Origin of the sequence: Burkholderia sp. NRF60-BP8, assembly GCF_001522585.2 — a bacterium.
In the GTDB taxonomy this organism is placed as follows: domain Bacteria; phylum Pseudomonadota; class Gammaproteobacteria; order Burkholderiales; family Burkholderiaceae; genus Burkholderia.
The window spans coordinates 2,910,011-2,928,270 of record NZ_CP013373.1; the positions used below are offsets into that span (position 1 = coordinate 2,910,011).

Annotated in this window: 15 protein-coding genes; 9 read left to right on the forward strand and 6 right to left on the reverse strand. The window is 68.6% G+C overall.

Annotated features, from left to right (window positions below; genetic code table 11):
- The first annotated feature begins 46 nt into the window (after positions 1-46).
- From WS54_RS34040 to lnt, 3 genes are all read left to right on the forward strand, one after another.
- Entirely contained in the window at positions 47-196 is a 150-nt protein-coding gene (locus tag WS54_RS34040; RefSeq protein ID WP_164728356.1) for a hypothetical protein, read from the forward strand.
- Between the two features lie 301 nt (positions 197-497).
- Positions 498-1,385: an HlyC/CorC family transporter gene (locus tag WS54_RS27085; protein ID WP_034208339.1), complete on the forward strand. Its 888-nt coding sequence runs from the start codon at positions 498-500 to the stop codon at positions 1,383-1,385.
- A gap of 52 nt (positions 1,386-1,437) precedes the next feature.
- A complete protein-coding gene (gene lnt / locus WS54_RS27090) occupies positions 1,438-3,135 on the forward strand; it encodes an apolipoprotein N-acyltransferase (protein WP_059780528.1) in 1,698 nt (565 codons plus the stop codon).
- Positions 3,136-3,189: 54 nt separating this feature from the next.
- Here lnt and WS54_RS27095 read toward each other — a convergent pair whose 3' ends face one another.
- Complete coding sequence (locus tag WS54_RS27095; RefSeq protein WP_059780527.1) at positions 3,190-4,863, reverse strand: hypothetical protein; 1,674 nt, start codon at positions 4,861-4,863, stop codon at positions 3,190-3,192.
- 320 nt (positions 4,864-5,183) lie between these two features.
- On the opposite strand from WS54_RS27095, the gene glyQ reads away from it, so the two are divergent.
- Genes glyQ through WS54_RS27120 form a run of 5 tightly spaced genes read left to right on the forward strand, consistent with a single transcriptional unit; the run spans position 5,184 to position 10,625 of the window.
- Positions 5,184-6,188, forward strand: coding sequence for a glycine--tRNA ligase subunit alpha (gene glyQ, locus WS54_RS27100; RefSeq protein ID WP_006477868.1), 1,005 nt, complete (start codon positions 5,184-5,186; stop codon positions 6,186-6,188).
- 22 nt (positions 6,189-6,210) lie between these two features.
- Positions 6,211-8,310 carry a glycine--tRNA ligase subunit beta gene (glyS, locus tag WS54_RS27105; protein WP_059780526.1) on the forward strand — a complete coding sequence of 700 codons (2,100 nt, stop codon included), beginning with the start codon at positions 6,211-6,213 and terminating at the stop codon, positions 8,308-8,310.
- A 10-nt stretch (positions 8,311-8,320) separates the two neighbouring features.
- Positions 8,321-8,884 (forward strand): D-glycero-beta-D-manno-heptose 1,7-bisphosphate 7-phosphatase, encoded by a 564-nt coding sequence (gene gmhB, locus WS54_RS27110; RefSeq protein ID WP_059780525.1) that lies wholly within the window; start codon positions 8,321-8,323, stop codon positions 8,882-8,884.
- Between the two features lie 43 nt (positions 8,885-8,927).
- Positions 8,928-9,692, forward strand: coding sequence for a lysophospholipid acyltransferase family protein (locus WS54_RS27115; RefSeq protein WP_059780524.1), 765 nt, complete (start codon positions 8,928-8,930; stop codon positions 9,690-9,692).
- A 45-nt stretch (positions 9,693-9,737) separates the two neighbouring features.
- Positions 9,738-10,625 carry a M48 family metallopeptidase gene (locus WS54_RS27120; protein WP_059780523.1) on the forward strand — a complete coding sequence of 296 codons (888 nt, stop codon included), beginning with the start codon at positions 9,738-9,740 and terminating at the stop codon, positions 10,623-10,625.
- Positions 10,626-10,737: 112 nt separating this feature from the next.
- On the opposite strand, the gene gloA is transcribed toward WS54_RS27120, so the two are convergent.
- A complete protein-coding gene (gene gloA, locus WS54_RS27125; RefSeq protein WP_006477863.1) occupies positions 10,738-11,121 on the reverse strand; it encodes a lactoylglutathione lyase in 384 nt (127 codons plus the stop codon).
- Between the two features lie 443 nt (positions 11,122-11,564).
- On the opposite strand from gloA, the gene WS54_RS27130 reads away from it, so the two are divergent.
- Positions 11,565-12,500: a DMT family transporter gene (locus WS54_RS27130; RefSeq protein ID WP_034208346.1), complete on the forward strand. Its 936-nt coding sequence runs from the start codon at positions 11,565-11,567 to the stop codon at positions 12,498-12,500.
- An 85-nt stretch (positions 12,501-12,585) separates the two neighbouring features.
- On the opposite strand, the gene rsmA is transcribed toward WS54_RS27130, so the two are convergent.
- Genes rsmA through WS54_RS27150 form a run of 4 tightly spaced genes read right to left on the reverse strand, consistent with a single transcriptional unit; the run spans position 12,586 to position 18,231 of the window.
- Positions 12,586-13,413 carry a 16S rRNA (adenine(1518)-N(6)/adenine(1519)-N(6))-dimethyltransferase RsmA gene (gene rsmA / locus WS54_RS27135; RefSeq protein ID WP_034208347.1) on the reverse strand — a complete coding sequence of 276 codons (828 nt, stop codon included), beginning with the start codon at positions 13,411-13,413 and terminating at the stop codon, positions 12,586-12,588.
- Between the two features lie 46 nt (positions 13,414-13,459).
- A complete protein-coding gene (gene pdxA / locus WS54_RS27140) occupies positions 13,460-14,449 on the reverse strand; it encodes a 4-hydroxythreonine-4-phosphate dehydrogenase PdxA (protein WP_059780522.1) in 990 nt (329 codons plus the stop codon).
- 11 nt (positions 14,450-14,460) lie between these two features.
- Positions 14,461-15,819 carry a peptidylprolyl isomerase gene (locus WS54_RS27145; RefSeq protein WP_034208349.1) on the reverse strand — a complete coding sequence of 453 codons (1,359 nt, stop codon included), beginning with the start codon at positions 15,817-15,819 and terminating at the stop codon, positions 14,461-14,463.
- A gap of 51 nt (positions 15,820-15,870) precedes the next feature.
- Positions 15,871-18,231, reverse strand: coding sequence for an LPS-assembly protein LptD (locus WS54_RS27150; protein ID WP_059780521.1), 2,361 nt, complete (start codon positions 18,229-18,231; stop codon positions 15,871-15,873).
- Positions 18,232-18,260 lie beyond the last annotated feature (29 nt).

Consider the following 18,260-nt stretch of genomic DNA (forward strand, 5'->3'; position numbering starts at 1 on the left):
CCATGCGACACCGCGCCGCCCACGCTTTCGCACGAGGACACTGCCGATGAAACCGTCACGCCGGTCACGTTGCAGGATCGCCGCGCTGCTCGTCGCCGCGAGCGTCGCGCTGTCCGGCTGCGGAATACTCGGTTGCGGCGGCGCCGCGACCAACGGCGCGGCCGCCGGCGGCTGCTCGGCCGGCATGCGGTTCTGAACCGCGCGCCGGCGGCGCCCGTCTGCGGCGGAATGCCGCCGTCACGGCCGTTTCCCGCGTCGGGCCGCGTCGCCCTTCCCGCCGCCGTTTTTTGGCCGCCGCGCCCCGCCGGCTCTTTCTGCGATAGGATGAGCCCGAGGACGCCGCCGCGCCCGGCGCGGCCGGCGCGACCGTCCGCGAGCGGGGCAGCGCGAGCCGCCCGACCTGGCCGTGCGGCCGGGTGACACGGCCGCGTCGTGCCCTTGGTGTATCCTTGCCTACTCCGTGACCGCGCGCCCCGGCATGACCCGGGCGCACCACCATGAACGATTCGTATCCCAGTCGTAAGCCAACCGACAAACCGCAAGAAAAGCGCTCGCTGCTCGAGCGCCTGACCGACTTCATCTCGCCCGAGCCCGAATCCCGCGGCGAGTTGCTGGAAATCCTCCAGGACGCCCACGAACGCAACCTGATCGACGCCGATTCGCTGTCGATGATCGAAGGCGTGTTCCAGGTATCCGATCTGTGCGCGCGCGACATCATGGTGCCGCGCGCGCAAATGGACGCGATCAACATCGCCGACAAGCCCGAGGATTTCATCCCGTTCGTCCTCGAAAAGGCGCACTCGCGCTATCCCGTGTACGAGGAGAACCGCGACAACGTGATCGGCGTGCTGCTCGCGAAGGATCTGCTGCGCTTCTACGCCGAGGAAGAGTTCGACGTGCGCGGGATGCTGCGCCCGGCCGTGTTCATTCCGGAATCGAAGCGCCTGAACGTGCTGCTGCACGACTTCCGCGTGAACCGCAATCACCTGGCGATCGTCGTCGACGAATACGGCGGCGTCGCGGGCCTGATCACGATCGAGGACGTGCTCGAACAGATCGTCGGCGACATCGAGGACGAGTACGACTTCGACGAGGAAGCCGGCAACATCATCTCGGGGCCGGACGGCCGCTACCGCGTGCGCGCGCTCACCGAGATCGAGCAGTTCAACGAGGTGTTCGGCACCGATTTCTCCGACGACGAAGTCGACACGATCGGCGGGCTGATCACCCATCATTTCGGACGCGTGCCGCACCGCGGCGAGAAGCTGCAGCTCGGCAACCTCGTGTTCGAAATCCAGCGCGGCGATGCGCGCCAGGTTCATGTGCTGCTGGTGCGCCGCAACCCGCTCGCCAGCCGTCGCGCCGAAACCTCGCACGAAGACTGACCGCCCCGCGCCAGCCGCGCTTCCTTCAACCGCTCGCCCTCTTCCGCTTCACATGGACGATCCGATCCCGTCCCGCCCGGCTGGCGGCCTTCTCGCGCCGGCGCCCGGCCGCGCGCTGCCGCGCTGGCACTATCCGGCCGCGCTGCTCGCCGGTGCGGCCAATACGCTCAGCTTTGCACCCACGCCGCACGGCGGCTGGCTGCAGCTCGTCGTATTCGTCTGGTTTTTCGCGCAACTGACGCGCACGTCGAGCTGGCGCGGCGCCGCGCTCACCGGCGGCGCGTTCGGCTTCGGCAACTTCATCAGCGGCGTCTGGTGGCTCTACATCAGCATGCACGTGTACGGCGAGATGGCCGCGCCGCTCGCGGGCGGCGCACTCGTGCTGTTCTCGCTGTACCTGTCGCTGTACCCGGCGTTCTCGGCCGGGCTGTGGTCGTTCTGCGCGGGCCATGCGTGGCAGCGCCGCGAGCCCGACCCGCGGCCGTTCTCGCCGACCTGGCACGGCGCATTCGCGTTCGCGAGCGCGTGGGCGCTCGGCGAATGGCTGCGCGGCACCGTGTTCACCGGCTTTCCGTGGCTCGGCAGCGGCTACCCGCAGGTCGACGGCCCGTTCGCGGGCTTTGCGCCGGTGGTCGGCGTGTACGGGATCGCGTGGGTGCTCGCGCTGTTCGCCGCACTGGTCGTGCAGGCGCTCGCCGCGCGCCCGTCGCCGCTGCGCGTCGGCGGCGACGGCGCATCGAGCGGCAACGCGCGCGTGCGCATCGCCGCGCCGGCCGGCATCGCCGTCACGCTCGTCGCGGCCGGCCTCGCGCTGTCGCAGGTCACGTGGACCGTACCCGCGAACGCGCCGCTCACCGTGCGGCTGCTGCAAGGCAACGTGAAGCAGGACATCAAGTTCGAGCAGGAAGGCATCGACGCGGCGATCAAGATGTACCAGCAGATGATCGTCGAGAAGCCGGCCGACCTGATCGTCACGCCCGAGACCGCGATCGCGGTGATGATCCAGGAACTGCCCGAACCGTTCGCCGTCGCGATCCGCAAGTTCAGCGACACGACCGGTTCGGCGGTGCTGTTCGGCGCGGTCGGCGCGTCGGTGACCGAGGACGGCCGCTACGTCGATTACACGAACAGCCTGTACGGCGTGACGCCGAACTCGCGCGACATCTATCACTACGACAAGCATCACCTCGTGCCCTTCGGCGAATTCATTCCGTGGGGCTTCCGGTGGTTCGTCAATCTGATGAAGATGCCGCTCGGCGACTTCGCGCGCGGCGCACCCGTGCAGAAGCCGTTCCTCGTGCACAACCAGCCGGTGATGGCCGACATCTGCTACGAGGATTTGTTCGGCGAGGAAATCGCCGCGACGATCCGCGACAATCCGCAGCCGCCCGGCGTGCTCGTCAACGTGACGAATCTCGCGTGGTTCGGCGACACGATCGCGCTCGACCAGCATCTGCAGATCGCGCGGATGCGCTCGCTCGAAACGGGCCGGCCGATGCTGCGCTCGACCAATACGGGGATGACGGCCGCGATCGACGCGCACGGCCGCGTGCTCGGTCAGTTGAAGCCGTTCACGATCGGCTCGCTCGACGTGCGGATCGAAGGCACGAGCGGCTTCACGCCGTACGTGACGAGCGGCAACAACATCGTGCTCGCGGTGTCGTTCGTGCTGCTCGCGTTCGGCTTCACGTTCGGGCCGGGGCTGCGCCGGCGCAACGGCCGACGCCACGGCGACGACGAAGCGCAATGACGCAACGGGCCGCCGTCGAGCGCGGCGGCCCGTGAGCGCGAGCGGGCCGTCGGGTCAGGCCCGCCGGGCCGACTGGTCCGATTGGCCCGATCGATCCGATGGTTCCGACTGCGCGGCGACGCGCCGAAGGTCGCGGCTCACTTCCTCCATCACCGGCGCCCACGCGCCGAACGTCGGCTGCCGGTACAACGTCGCGGTCGGATACCACGGGCTGTCCCGGCGATCGAGCAGCCAAGGCCAGTGCGGATTCACGTCGAGCAGCACCCAGGTACGCGCGCCGAGCGCGCCGGCCAGGTGCGCGACCGACGTGCACACGGTGATCACGAGATCCAGCGCGCCGATGAACGCCGCCGTATCGTCGAAGCTCTTCAGTTCTGCCGTGTAGTCTTCGATCGCGAAACCCGTCGCGCGCGCGGCGGCGACATCCGCGTCCGCGCCCGGCTGCAGCGAATAGAACGCGACGCCGTCGATGTCGCGAAACGCGTCGGCATAGCGCTCGAGCCCGACGCGCCGGAACGGATTGCGCTGATGGCCCGCGCTGCCCGTCCACACGAGCCCGACCTTCGGCCGGCCGTCGCCCGCGAGCCGCGCACGCCATGCGTCGCATGCGCCCGGCTCGGCGCGCAGGTACGGCACCGACTCGGCGAGCGTCGATGCCTCCATGCCGAGCATCAGCGGCAGGCCGATCAGCGGCACTTCGTAATCGAATGCCGGCAGCGCGTCGACGCCGCCGCCCGCGCTGAATGTGTCCGCGTGCGCGCCGAGGCTGCGCTGCATCAGCGTGCCGAGCGCCGGGAACGTATTCCACGCGAGCCAACCGCCCTCGCGATGCACGCGTTCGGCGAGCGGCGCGACGAAGCGGCAGAACTGCAGCACGTCGCCGAGCCCCTGCTCGCCCCACACCAGCAGCGTCTTGCCGGCGAGCGGCTCGCCCTGCCAGCGCGGGCCCGGCAACGCCGGCCGGCGGCCGCGCAACTCGCCCGCGCCGTCCCAGCGCGCCTCGTGGCCGCGCCAGCCCGCCGCGTGGTTGCCGCGCACCAGCTGGATGATCGCGAGGTTGAAGCGGAACGACGCATCGTCGGGCGCCAGCTCGCACGCCCGCGCCGCATGGCGCTCGGCATCGTCCCAGCGCTGCGCCTCCTTCATCGCCATCGCGACGTTGTTCATCGCGAGCGCGTTGTCGGGCGCGAGCTCGGCGAGCCGCGCGGCGCACGCGAGCGCACCGTCCAGATCGTGCGTCGCGATCCGCGCGACGACGAGGTTGGTCCACGCCTGCACGTCGTGCGGATCGTGCTTCACGGCCGCGTCGAGCAGCGCGATCTCGTCCGCGCGGTCGCCGCCCGACAGCCGCAGCGCGATCGCGAGGTTGTTCCGCAGCGACGGCAGGCCGGCATCGAGCGCGAGCGCCGCGCGGTACGGCGCGACGGCGTCCGCGTGACGGCCGGCCACCTGCAGCGCGTAGCCGTGGTTGAAGTACGCGTGCGCGCCCGGCTGCGCACGCGCCGCGCATTCGGCAAGCGCAACCGCATCGTCCATGCGCTGCCGCGCGGCGAGCGCGGCCGTGAGCTGCGCGATCGCCGCCGCATCGACCGCGTGCAGATGGGCGGCGGCGGCGAGCCACAGATCGTGCGCGGGGCGCTCGCCGCGCGCCTGCGCGTCGGCGGCGCGCTCGAGCAGCGCGAGGAACGGCGGAAGCAGCGGAATCAGGATGTCGGTCGGTTCGTCCATGCAGTGAGCGTCGGCAAGCGGTGACGCGGCACGCATGGCGCGCGCCGCAATACGCGCATCTTACCCCCCGCGCGACGCGCGGCGGCACGCCCGTCGCGAGGGGCCACACGCGGCCGCGCGGCGCATACGGGCCGTCGACGCGCAGGCCGCCGGAAACGGCCCGGCAGTGCCCGCATCCGCCTTCCGGCCGCATCCGGTCGCCGATCCGGTAAAATTACGCGTTTCAGCACACTAACAAGCCGCGCCGCCGCGCGAGCCGACCCTCCGGGCCCGCCCGGAGCGCCGTCCGCAACGGAGCGCCAGCGCCACGAAGGCTCTTCATGCTTACGTTTCAGCAAATCATCCTGACGCTGCAGTCCTACTGGGACAAGCAGGGTTGCGCCCTGCTCCAGCCCATCGACATGGAAGTCGGCGCGGGCACGTCGCACGTCCACACGTTCCTGCGCGCGGTCGGCCCCGAGCCGTGGCGCGCCGCGTACGTGCAGCCGTCGCGCCGCCCGAAGGACGGCCGCTACGGCGAAAACCCGAACCGCCTGCAGCACTACTACCAGTACCAGGTCGTGCTCAAGCCGGCGCCCGAAAACATCCTCGACCTGTACCTCGGCTCGCTCGAAGCGCTCGGCTTCGACCTGAAGCAGAACGACGTGCGCTTCGTCGAGGACGACTGGGAGAACCCGACGCTCGGCGCGTGGGGGCTCGGCTGGGAAGTGTGGCTGAACGGGATGGAAGTCACGCAGTTCACGTATTTCCAGGAAGTCGGCGGCCTCGAATGCAAGCCGGTGCTGGGCGAGATCACGTACGGCCTCGAGCGCCTCGCGATGTACCTGCAGAAGGTCGAGAACGTGTACGACCTCGTGTGGACCGAGTGGGAGGAGCAAGGCCCGAACGGCCCCGAGCTGCGCCGCCTGTCGTACGGCGACGTGTACCACCAGAACGAGGTCGAGCAGTCGACCTACAACTTCGAGCACGCGAACGTCGACCTGCTGTTCACGTTCTTCAACAGCTACGAAGCCGAAGCGAAGAAGATGATCGACGCGCAGCTCGCGCTGCCCGCGTACGAGCTCGTGCTGAAGGCCGGCCACACGTTCAACCTGCTCGACGCGCGCGGCGCGATCTCGGTCACCGAGCGGGCGGCGTACATCGGCCGCATCCGCGCGCTGTCGCGTCTCGTCGCGCAGGCTTACTACGACTCGCGCGAGAAGCTCGGCTTCCCGATGCTCGGCAACCCGCCGGGCGTGCCGGGCCTCACCACCGACGCCCAGGACGCCGCGCAGCCGGCATGGGCGCCGCCGCTCAAGGTCGAACGCAAGATCGATCAGGACTGACGAGACGAGATTCATTCCAACCATGACGCATAATCATCCCGCCCCCCTGCTCGTCGAACTGCTGACCGAAGAGCTGCCGCCGAAGGCCCTCGCGCGCCTCGGCGACGCATTCGCCGAAGGTCTCGCGCAACGCCTCGCGGCGCGCGACCTCGTCGAAGGCGAACTCGTGTTCGAACGCTACGCCACGCCGCGCCGCCTCGCGGTCGTCGTGCAGAACGTGCGCGCCGTCGCGCCCGACCGGCAGGTCCGCGAAAAGGTCCTGCCCGTGTCGGTCGCGCTCGACGCCGAAGGCAAGCCGACGGCCCCGCTCGCGAAGAAGCTCGCGGCGCTCGGCCACCCGAACCTGTCGATCGCCGATCTCGAGCGCGCGCAGGACGGCAAGGCCGAAGCGTTCTTCATCAACTATTCGGCGGCCGGCGCCACGCTCGCCGACGGCCTGCAGGCCGCGCTCGACGAAGCGCTCGCGAAGCTGCCGATCCCGAAATTCATGACGTACCAGCGCCCGGACGGCTCGGACGTGAAGTTCGTGCGCCCGGTGCATCGCCTGACGGTGCTGCACGACGACCGCGTCGTGCCCGTCACCGCGTTCGGCGTCGACGCCGGCGACACCACGCTCGGCCACCGCTTCCTGTCCGACGGCCTCGTCGCGATCCAGCATGCGCGCGCGTACGCCGACACGCTGCGCGACAAGGGCCGCGTGATCGCGCATTTCGCCGATCGCCGCGAAACGATCCGCACGCAGCTGAACGAACACGCGAACGGCGACACGGTCGTGATGCCCGAATCGCTGCTCGACGAAGTGACGTCGCTGGTCGAATGGCCGGTGGTCTACCCGTGCCGTTTCGAGGACGAATTCCTGCAGGTGCCGCAGGAATGCCTGATCCTCACGATGCAGACGAACCAGAAGTATTTCGCGCTGACCGACGTTAGCGGCAAGCTGCGCTCGCGCTTCCTGATCGTGTCGAACATCGAGACGAAGACGCCGGGCGAGATCATCGAAGGCAACGAGCGCGTCGTGCGCCCGCGCCTCGCCGATGCGAAGTTCTTCTTCGAGCAGGACAAGAAGAAGCCGCTCGCCGAGCGCGTGCCGCAGCTCGCGAACGTCGTCTATCACAACAAGCTCGGTTCGGCGCTCGCACGCGTCGAGCGCCTCGAGGCGCTGGCCGGCGAGATCGCCCCGGCGATCGGCGCCGACACCGCGCACGCGAAGCGCGCCGCCCGTCTCGCGAAGGCCGACCTGCTGACCGACATGGTCGGCGAGTTCCCCGAACTGCAGGGCACGATGGGCACGTACTACGCGCGCCACGACGGCGAAGCCGACGACGTCGCGCTCGCCTGCGCCGAGCACTACCAGCCGCGCTTCTCCGGCGATGCGCTGCCGACCACGCCCGTGTCGACCGCCGTCGCGCTCGCCGACAAGCTCGAGACGATCGTCGGCATCTGGGGCATCGGCCTCGCGCCGACCGGCGAGAAGGATCCGTTCGCGCTGCGCCGCCACGCGCTCGGCGTGCTGCGCCTGCTGCTCGAAAAGCAGCTGCCGCTCGATCTCGTGGCGCTGCTGCGCACGGCCCATGCACGCTTTGACGACGTGCCGGGCGTCGCCGAATCGACCGACGCGATCTTCGCGTTCTTCATGGATCGCCTGCGCGGCCTGCTGCGCGAGCGCGGCTATTCGGCCGGCGAAATCGACGCGGTGCTGAGCCTGAACCCGACGCGCATCGACGATCTCGTCGCGCGCCTCGACGCGGTGCGCGAATTCACGCGCCTCGCGGAAGCCGAAGCGCTCGCGGCCGCGAACAAGCGGATCTCGAACATCCTGAAGAAATCGGAAGGCGTCGCGAACGGCGCGGTGCAGTCGACGCTGCTCGTCGAGGCCGCCGAGAAGGCGCTGCACGAACAGCTCGCGGCCGTCACGCCGCGCGTGCAGTCGCAGCTCGAGGCACGTGCGTACACGGGCGCGCTGTCGGCGCTCGCCGCGCTGCGCGCGCCGGTCGACACGTTCTTCAACGACGTGATGGTCAACGCGGAAGATCCGGCACTGCGCGCGAACCGTCTCGCGCTGCTGTCCGCGCTGCACCAGCAGATGAACTGCGTCGCCGACATCTCGAAGCTCGCCGCATAAGGGCCGCACGATGCCGATCAGCCCCAACCGAAAGCTCGTCGTCCTCGACCGGGACGGCGTGATCAACGTCGATTCGGACGCGTTCATCAAGACGCCCGACGAATGGATCGCGCTGCCCGGCAGCTTCGAGGCGATTGCGCGGCTCAACCACGCGGGCTACCGCGTGGTCGTCGCGACCAACCAGTCCGGCATCGGTCGAGGGCTGTTCGACATGGCCGCGCTCAACGAGATGCACCTGAAAATGCATCGCGCGGCGGCCGCGGTCGGCGCGCGCATCGACGCGGTGTTTTTCTGCCCGCACACGGCCGAGGATCGCTGCGACTGCCGCAAGCCGAAACCCGGCATGATGCAGATGATCGCCGAGCGCTTCGAGATCGATCCCGCCAACACGCCGGTCGTCGGCGATTCGCTGCGCGACCTGCAGGCCGGCGTCGCGGTCGGCTTCCAGCCGCACCTCGTGCTGACCGGCAAGGGCAAGAAGACGCTCGCCGCCGGCAATCTGCCGGACGGCACGAAAGTCCACGACGACCTGCGCGCCTTCGCGCTCGATTTTCTTTCACTCGAACACGAGTGATGCGGCTGCCGCGCGCATCCTCCCCAACGCCAGACTCACGCCGATGCGCTTCGTCCGCTCCCTGCTGCTGCTGATCTACTTCATCCTGTACACGGTGCCGTACGCCACCGCGTGCTTCATCGCGTTTCCGTTCATGCGCCCCGACGCGCGCTACTGGATGGCGGCCGGCTGGTGCAAGTCGACGCTGTGGGTCGTGCGCTGGCTGAACGGCATCCGCTACCGGATCGAAGGGATGGAGAACCTGCCCGACGGCCCGGCCGTGCTGCTGTCGAAGCACCAGTCCGCGTGGGAGACGCTCGCGTTTCCGGCGCTGATGCCCAAGCCGCTCTGCTACGTGTTCAAGCGCGAGCTGCTGTACGTGCCGTTCTTCGGCTGGGCGCTCGGGCTGCTGCACATGGTCAACATCAACCGCAAGGAAGGCAAGAACGCGTTCGCGTCGGTGATCCGCCAGGGCAAGAAGCGCCTGTCGGAAGGCGCATGGATGATCATGTTCCCCGAAGGCACGCGCACACCGGTCGGCAAGCAAGGCAAGTACAAGACGGGCGGCGCGCGTTTCGCGATCGAAACCGGCACGCCGGTCGTGCCGATCGCGCACAATGCAGGTCATGTGTGGCCGCGCAATTCGTTTACGAAATTCCCGGGCGTCGTCACCGTGTCGATCGGCAAGCCGATTCCGGTCGAAGGCAAGACGCCCGACGTATTGAACTCGCAGGTCGAAGCATGGATCGAAGCGGAAATGCGCCGCATCGATCCCGATGCGTATCGTCCGGCGGGCAACGCCGGCACCCGCGATGCCGCACGCGCCTGAAGCCCCGGATTGCAGCCGTTGCGTACGACAAAAAGAAGCGAACTGATGAAACAGCGTCCGCGGCCACGGCCTGCCGTCGTGGCCCTCGATCATCGCCAGATGGATCTGCCGCTCTTCGACGGGCCGGCCGCGGCGCCGTCGGCGCCTGCCGCGCCGCCGGCGCCGCCCGAAGCCGCGCCCGCCGCGCCGCTCGATCCGGGCCCGGTGCGCGATCGCTCACGCGTGCGCACGTTCGCGCTCGACAGTCGCGTGCTCGAATACCGGCTGAAGCGCTCGGCGCGCCGCACGATCGGCTTCACGATCGACGGTAGCGGGCTGTCGATCACCGCGCCGCGCTGGGTCACGCTCGCCGACATCGAAGCGGCGATCGCCGAGAAACAACGCTGGATCTTCGCGAAGCTCGCGGAGTGGAAGACACGCACCGAGCAGCGCGCGCTGCCGCAGATCGACTGGCGCGACGGCGCGCAACTGCCGTATCTCGGCAAGACGGTGACGATCGCGCTCGGCGCGGGCGCCGTCGGCTTCGATGCCGATGCGCTGCGGCTGTCGCTGCCGCTGCCCGTGCAGGCCGACATGCAGCAGATCAAGGATCGCGTGCAGGGCTGGCTGCAAGGCGAAGCGAAACGCATCTTCGGCGAGCGCCTCGCGGTCTACGCGGAAAGGCTCGGCGTCACGTATTCGATGTACGCGCTGTCGTCGGCCGCGACGCGCTGGGGCAGTTGCTCGAGCGACGGCAAGATCCGCCTGAACTGGCGGCTGATCCATTTTCCGATGTCGATCATCGACTACGTCGTCGCGCACGAACTGTCGCACCTGCGCGAGATGAACCACAGCCCGGCCTTCTGGCAGACCGTCGAATCGATCTTCCCCGAGTTCCGCGAAGCCCGGCACACGCTCAAGCATCACCCGCCCGAGCTGCTGCCGTCGCTTTGACGCGCACGGCTTCGCCGCCAACGAAACAGGGCGGTGCGGGTTACCCCGCACCGCCCTGTTTCGTTCGCTGCTGCGGCAGGCATCGCATGCCGCGGCCCCGTTCATCGCGCGCTTACTTCTTCTGGATGAACTCGATCTTGTAGCCGTCCGGATCCTCGACGAACGCGATCACGGTCGTGCCGTGCTTCATCGGGCCCGCCTCGCGCGTGACCTTGCCGCCTTGCGCCTTGATCTTCTCGCAGGCCGCGTACGCATCGTCGACCGCTACCGCCAGATGGCCGAAGCCGTTGCCGAGATCGTAGGACGGCGTCTCCCAGTTGTGGGTCAGCTCGATCACGGTGCCCGTGCTCTCGTCTTCGTAGCCGACGAACGCGAGCGTGAACTTGCCTTCCGGATAATCCTCGCGACGCAGCAGCTTCATGCCGAGCAATTCGGTGTAGAACTTGATCGAGCGGTCGAGATCGCCGACTCGCAGCATCGTATGCAGCAAACGCATGTGTTGTACTCCTGTGGGGACTTTCCAGAGCCGGAAATTCTACCGGAGTCGGGTGAATTTCGCCGGGGACACCTAGTCGGGGACGCCTAGTTCGGGGGCGCCCAGCCGGGGGCGCCTAGCCGGGGGCGTCCGGTCGGGGACACCTAGCCGCGAGCGCCTGGCCCGATGCACCTGGCCGGGGCGCGGCCGACGCGGTGCATCGGTTGCCCGCTCGCGCGCACGAGCGTCGCGGCGAAAAACGGTACGATCCGGCTCGCCGGCCACCGCGCCGATCGGGTAACATCCTTCCACTTCGCACCAAAATCGGGCATGCATCCTGCCCCGACCGCGACCACCTACTCTTCCGTACGCCCCACTGCCGTGCGAAACCGCCGATTCGAGCGCGCCGGGCGCGCCGCCCACCCGAGCGCGCCGCTACCGTACCGCCTCCGCGAGGTGCGCCGATGACCGCGCTCGCCGCCGCCCCCGTGCGCCGCGCACTCGATACGCGCGCCGTCGGCCTGATGCTGCTGCTGTGCGCGATCTGGGGTTTCCAGCAAGTCGCGATCAAGAGCACGAACGCCGCGATCGCGCCGATGTTCCAGGCCGGGCTGCGCTCGGTGATCGCCGCGCTGCTGCTATGGGGCTGGGCGCGCACGCGCGGCACACCGCTGTTTCGGGCGGACGGCACGTTCGGCGCGGGGCTCGCGGCCGGCGCGCTGTTCGCCGGCGAATTCGTCTGCGTGTTCTTCGGGTTGACGCTGACGAGCGCGTCGCACATGGCGATCTTCCTGTACACGGCGCCGTGCTTCACCGCGCTCGGCCTGCACCTGTTCGCCCCGGGCGAGCGGCTGCAGCGGACGCAATGGGCCGGCGTCGGCCTCGCATTCGCCGGCATTGCGCTCGCGTTCGCCGACGGCTTCCTGAAGCCGCGCGCGCCCGGCGCGTCCGTGCTGGCCGGGCTCGCCGGCGACGCGCTCGGGATCCTCGGCGGCGCGATGTGGGCCGCGACGACGGTCGTCGTGCGTTCGACGACGCTCGCGCGGGCGAGCGCAAGCAAAACGCTGTTCTACCAGCTCGCGGTATCGGCGGTCGTCCTGGTCGCGCTCGCCGCGCTGCTCGGGCAGATGTCGTTCGCGCAGGTCACGCCGCTCGCGATCGCGAGCCTCGCGTACCAGTCGGTGATCGTCGCGTTCGTCAGCTACCTGTCGTGGTTCTGGCTGCTGACGCGCTACAGCGCGTCCCGGCTGTCGGTCTTCACGTTCCTGTCGCCGCTGTTCGGCGTCGCGTTCGGCGTGCTGCTGCTCGGCGAAACGGTCGGCTGGCGCTTCCTGTCCGCGGCCGCGCTCGTGCTGACCGGCATCGCGCTCGTCAACGCGCCGCCGCGCCGGCGGTCGTGACGACCGGCGCAGGACGCGCGGGCAACAAAAAAGCTGCCGGTCGGGCAGCCTCTTCGATACGGCCGGCGGGCTTGCGCCACGCGCGTCATCCGGCCTGGCGCCGCGCCGCGAGCGCCTGCGCGACGCCGACGTATTCGGCCACGCTCACGTCCTCCGCACGGCGCGCGAGATCGAAGCCGAGCGCATCGAAATCGATCGTCTCGCGATAGTCGCCGAGCGTATTGCGCAGCATCTTGCGGCGCTGCGAGAACGCGGCCGTGACGATTTCGCCGAGCAGCACCGGATCGACGTCCGGCAGTTCGTGCGGCTCGTACGGGATCATCCGGACGATCGCCGAATCGACCTTCGGCGGCGGCTGGAACGATTCCGGCGGCACGTCGAGCATCTTTTCCATCACGTAGCGGTACTGCAGCATCACCGACAGCCGCGAGAACGCCTTCGTGCCCGGCTCCGCGACCATCCGCTCGACGACTTCGTTCTGCAGCATGAAATGCTGGTCGATGACCGCATCGGCGAACGTCATCAGGTGAAACAGCAGCGGGCTGGAAATGTTGTACGGCAGGTTGCCGACGATCCGCAGCGACGGCTTGTCGCCGGGCGCCGCGAGCGAACGGAAGTCGAACGCGAGCGCGTCGCCCGCGTGCAGCTCCAGCAGCGCGCCGAAGCGTTGCTGCAGGCGCCCGATCAGGTCGCGATCGAGCTCCACCGCATGCAGCGGCGACTCGGGCGTCGCGAGGCGCTCGATCAGCGGCTCGGTCAGCGCGCCGAGCCCGGGGCCGATCTCGACCATCCGCTGGCCGCGCGCGGGGCCGATCGTCGCGACGATCGAGTCGATCACGCCGTGATCGACGAGGAAGTTCTGCCCGAAGCGCTTGCGCGCGAAATGGCCTTGGTGCTGTCTGCTGTTCGACATCGACTGAGTAAAACGAAAAATACGACGAATGGGGTAAGCCGCAGCGTCAGGCTGCGCGACGATGGCACGCCATCGTGACGGCCGTATCGAGCGCGGCGATCATGCTGCCCGGATCCGCGCGGCCCGTGCCGGCCAGATCGAGCGCGGTGCCGTGATCGACCGACGTGCGGATGATCGGCAGCCCGAGCGTCACGTTGATGCCCTCGCCGAACGTCGCGTACTTCAGCACGGGCAGGCCCTGATCATGGAACATCGCGAGCACGCAGTCGGCATCGGCCAGATGGCGCGGCTGGAACAGCGTGTCGGCCGGATACGGGCCGCGCGCGTCGATGCGTTGCGCGTTCGCGCGGGCCAGCGCCGGCGAGATCACGTCGATCTCCTCGCGACCGAGATAACCGTTCTCGCCCGCATGCGGGTTCAGGCCCGTCACGAGGATGCGCGGCGCGGCGAGACCGAAGTCGCGCCGCAGGTCGCGATCGACGATCGCGAGCGTCTCGACGAGCCCGTCGATCGTCAGCGCGGCCGATACGTCCTTCAGCGGCAGGTGCGTGGTCGCGAGCGCGACGCGCAACGGCCGGTCGCCGGTGCCCGCCAGCATCATCACGACGCGCGGCGTATGCGTGCGTTCGGCCAGGTATTCGGTATGGCCGGTGAACGGCACGCCCGCGTCGTTGATCGTGCTCTTCTGCAGCGGCGCGGTGACGATCGCGTCGTACCGGCCCGCCAGCGCGCCGTCGATCGCCGCGTCGAGCAGCCCGAGCACGTAGCGGCCGTTCGCCGCGTCCAGCTTGCCCGCCTGCGCCGGCACCGCCAGCGCATGATGCGCGACCGACACCTGCGTGCCGCCGGCCCACGCGGCCGGGTCGGCGCCGACCGCCGCCGCCCGCGCGTCGAGCAGCGCTGCATCGCCGAGCACGGTGAAATGCGCGTCGGGCCAGCGCTGCGCGGCGTCACGCAGCGCCTGCACGGTCAGTTCCGGCCCGACCCCCGCGGGTTCGCCGGTCGTGATCGCGATCTGCAGCGCGGGCGTGGTCATTCGATGCTCGCTCAGTTCGCCGGGCCGACGCCGCCGATCTTGTACTGCACGTACGACGAATCGCGCAGCTCGCGCAGCCAGTCGGCATATGCCTGTTCCGCCTTGCGCTGGCCGATCGCCTGACGCGCGATGTCCATCTGCTGCTGCACCGACCCTTCCGCCTCGCGGCGGTTCAGCACCTGGATCAGGTGGTAGCCGTACTCGGTACGAATCGGCTGGCTGATCTGGCCGTCCTGCAGGTTGTTCATCGCGCGCTCGAATTCCGGCACGGTCTCGCCCGGGCTGATCCAGCCGAGGTCGCCGCCCTGCGATGCGGAACCGTCCTGCGAGTAGGTGCGCGCGAACTTCGCGAAATCGCCGCCGGCCTCGACCTGGTTGCGGATGTCGATCAGTTGCTGACGCGCCTGGCCTTCCGACTTGCCTTCGCCGACACGCAGCAGGATGTGGCGCACGTGCGTCTGCACGATCTTCGGCGCGGCGGCGCTCGCGCCCTGGCTCTGGCGGCGATCGACCAGGCGCACGATTTCGAAGCCGTCCGGCACGCGGATCAGCGTCGGGTTGACCTGGCCCGGGCGCAGCTTCGACGCGGCGTCGACGACGTCGGCCGGCAGCGCGCTCGGCGCCTTGAAGCCGAGATCGCCGCCCTTCTTCGCGTCGTTCGCTTCGGAGTTGTTCTTCGCGAGCCGCTCGAAATCGGCGCCCGACTTCGCCTGCTGCAGCAGCGCCTCGGCCTTCTTCTGCGCGGCTTCGATGTCGGCCTGCGGCGCGTTGGTGGGCGCCTTGATGAAGATGTGCTGGAAGCGCAGGTCCTGCTGCTGCGACGCGTTCGGCCCGCGCTGGCTCGCGATGTAGTTCGCGACTTCGGCGTCCGACACCGTGATCTTGCCGTCGACCTCGCGCTCGCGCAGCTTCGACAGCATCAGTTCGGTGCGTGCGTCGTTCGTGAAGATGCTCCAGGGCACGCCCTGCGCCTCGAGACGCGCGCGGTACTGGTCGAGCGTCATCCCGTTCGCCTGCGCGAGCCGCTGCAGCGTGGCCTGCACGGTCGCGTCGTCGATGCGGATCCCGTCGTCCTTGGCCTTCTGCACCTGGATACGTTCGAGCACCATCTGGTTCAGCACTTGCGCGCGCAACTGGTCGGCCGGCGGCACCGGCGCGTTCTGCTGCTGCAGCCGGCGAGCGATCAGGCCCACGCGCTGGTCGAGTTCGCGGCCCGTGATCACGTCGTTGTTGACGACCGCGACGACTTCGTCGGCGAGCTGCGCACCTTGCGAACCGAGTGCCTGCGCCGCGACCGGCGCGGCGGCGAGCAGCGCGGCGGACGCGGCGAGGCTGGACACGACTGCCGCGAAGCGAAGGGTTTTCTTCATTGCCACTGAAACTCCATTGAAATCGTGCTGACCGGTGCAGACATGCCGGCGTTACTCGTAGTTGCTGAAGCGGGACATCGGCGGCGGCGGCGGCGGCAACGGCGTATAGCCCGGCACCCCGGCGCGGAATGCGGACACGAGGCCGTTGTCGATGGTCGACAAGCCCTTGAGCGTCAGCTGCATCATGAATCGCGTCGACGAGTTCTGCTGTCCCGACGAATTGATGCCGTTCGCGGCCCGCTGCACCCCGACCCCGAGCGCCCAGCAATCCGCGTCGTATTGTAAGCCGACCAGACCGTCGACCACGCGATCTCCGGCGAGGTCGTAGTTGAAACGGCCGATCGCATACAGGCGGCGCGTGAGCGGCCATTGCGCGGACACCAGGAACTGGTTGATCGGCTGGTTGTCGAGCGTGGTGTTCGCGCGCGTATAGCGGTAGCCGACGTTGATCACGCGGCGCTCGCCCGGGCTGTAGCCGAAACCGACGCTCGACTTCACGAGCTGGTTGTTGTTCTGGTTGTACTGGAACGCCGTTTCCGACATGAAGCCCGAGCCGAGCTTCAGCGCGGCGCCGACGATCAGGTCCGAGTGGCGCGCCAGCACGGCGCTCTGCCCGGGGTTCAGCGTGACGCGCTGATCGGCGAAGTAATACTGCTGCGCGATCACGAAGCGCGCGCGCTCGTCGCCGGTGCGCGGATCGATGAAGCGCGACGTGAGGCCGGCCGTGATCCGGTTCGCATCGGCGATCCGGTCGTTGCCGACGAACGTGTTCGGCTGGTAGATCTCCGCGAGGCCGAAGTCCGATTCCGCGGTGTCGAACAGCGGCGCGTTCGACTGATCGCGATACGGCGTGTACACGTAGTACAGGCGCGGCTCGAGGGTCTGGATGAAGTCCTGGCCGAACAGGCGCACCGAACGATCGAAGATCAGGCCCGAATCGAAGCTCACGGTCGGGATCGACTCGGTGAAGCGCTTCGGGTTGTTCGGCGTGGTGGACGACAGGTAGTTCAGGTCGTACGACGCGAAGTGATACTGGACCTTCGGCACGACGAAGTAGCCGGGGCCGTACACGCCGTACGCGATGTACGGGTTGAAGACGATCCGGTCGCCTTGGGTCGCATCGGCGGTCGTGATGCGGAACCGCGAATAGTCGGCTTCCGCGCCGAAGTCGAAGCCGCCGACGTTGTACTTCGTGTACTTCACGTTCAACTGCGGCTCGCGGCTGTACGGCGCGATCGACGGCGGCAGCGTCTGCCAGTGCTGGTAGCGCGCGAGCACCGACCATGGGCCGTTGTTGTACGTGAGGCCGGCTTCCTGCTGGTACAGCGTCTGCGTGCCGTTGATGAACTGGTTCGACGACCCGAGGTCTTCGGGATACGTGTTGTCCGAGACCTTGTTGAAGTAGACGTAACCGCCGAAACCGCCGCCGAAGTTCTGCTGGTGCTGCCAGTAGATCGCGTAGCGGTTGCGGTGCGCGAGCCGGTCATCCGGCAGGTAATTGGCCGTAAACGTGCCCGAATACGACGGCGACAGGTAGCGGAACGTCGCTTCGGTCATCACGCCGCGCCGCGAGATGATGCGCGGCGTGAGCGTGAGATCGCGGTTCGGCGCGATGTTGAAATAGTACGGCAGCGTCAGCTCGAAGCCGTTGCTCGAGTTCATCGAGAACGTCGGCGGCAGCAGGCCGCTGCGCCGCTCGCCCGACAGCGGAAACGTCATCCACGGGCTCGCGAAGATCGGCACGCCCTGGAAGAACAGCACGCCGTTGCGCGCGGTGCCCTCGTCGGCGCCCGTATCGAAATCGAAGCGGCTGCCCTTGATGTACCACGCGGGGTTCGTCGAGCACTGGCACGCCGTATACGTGCCGTTGACGAACACCGAGCGCTCGTTGTCGACCATGTCGACCCGCTCCGCGCTGCCCGACCCGCCCGTCACGTTGAAGTGATACTTCGGCGCGGTCATGAAGCCCTGGTTCGCCTCGATCTTCAGGTGCGCCTCGGGGCCCGCGAACGACGTACCGCCGTTGACCACCTTGACCTGGCCGTACGCATCGGCCATGTCGGTATCCTGATCGTAGTGGATCGCGTCGGCCTTCACGACGGCGTCGCCGCGCCGCAGCTCGGCCGAACCCTTCGCGGCGAGGTCCTGCTCGGCGGTGCCGCTCGTGTGGTCGGCGATCACGAAAGCGGCCGGCTTCGCGCCGTCCTTCAGCGGATGATCCTCGAGCTGGGGCGCGAGACGCAGATCCCACGGCGAGTCGAGCGGCTGCGGCTGCGCAGCCGCACCCGTCAGCTGCGCGTACGACACGGCCGGCACGAGGCCGGGCACAGCCAGGAGCGCGAGCGCGAGCCGCCGTTTGCGCGGCGCCCCGTCACCGGGGAAAACATTCGGGAATAGCGGTTTGGGCGGCATCTATCGTTTGGCGAATCGCCCCTTGTCAA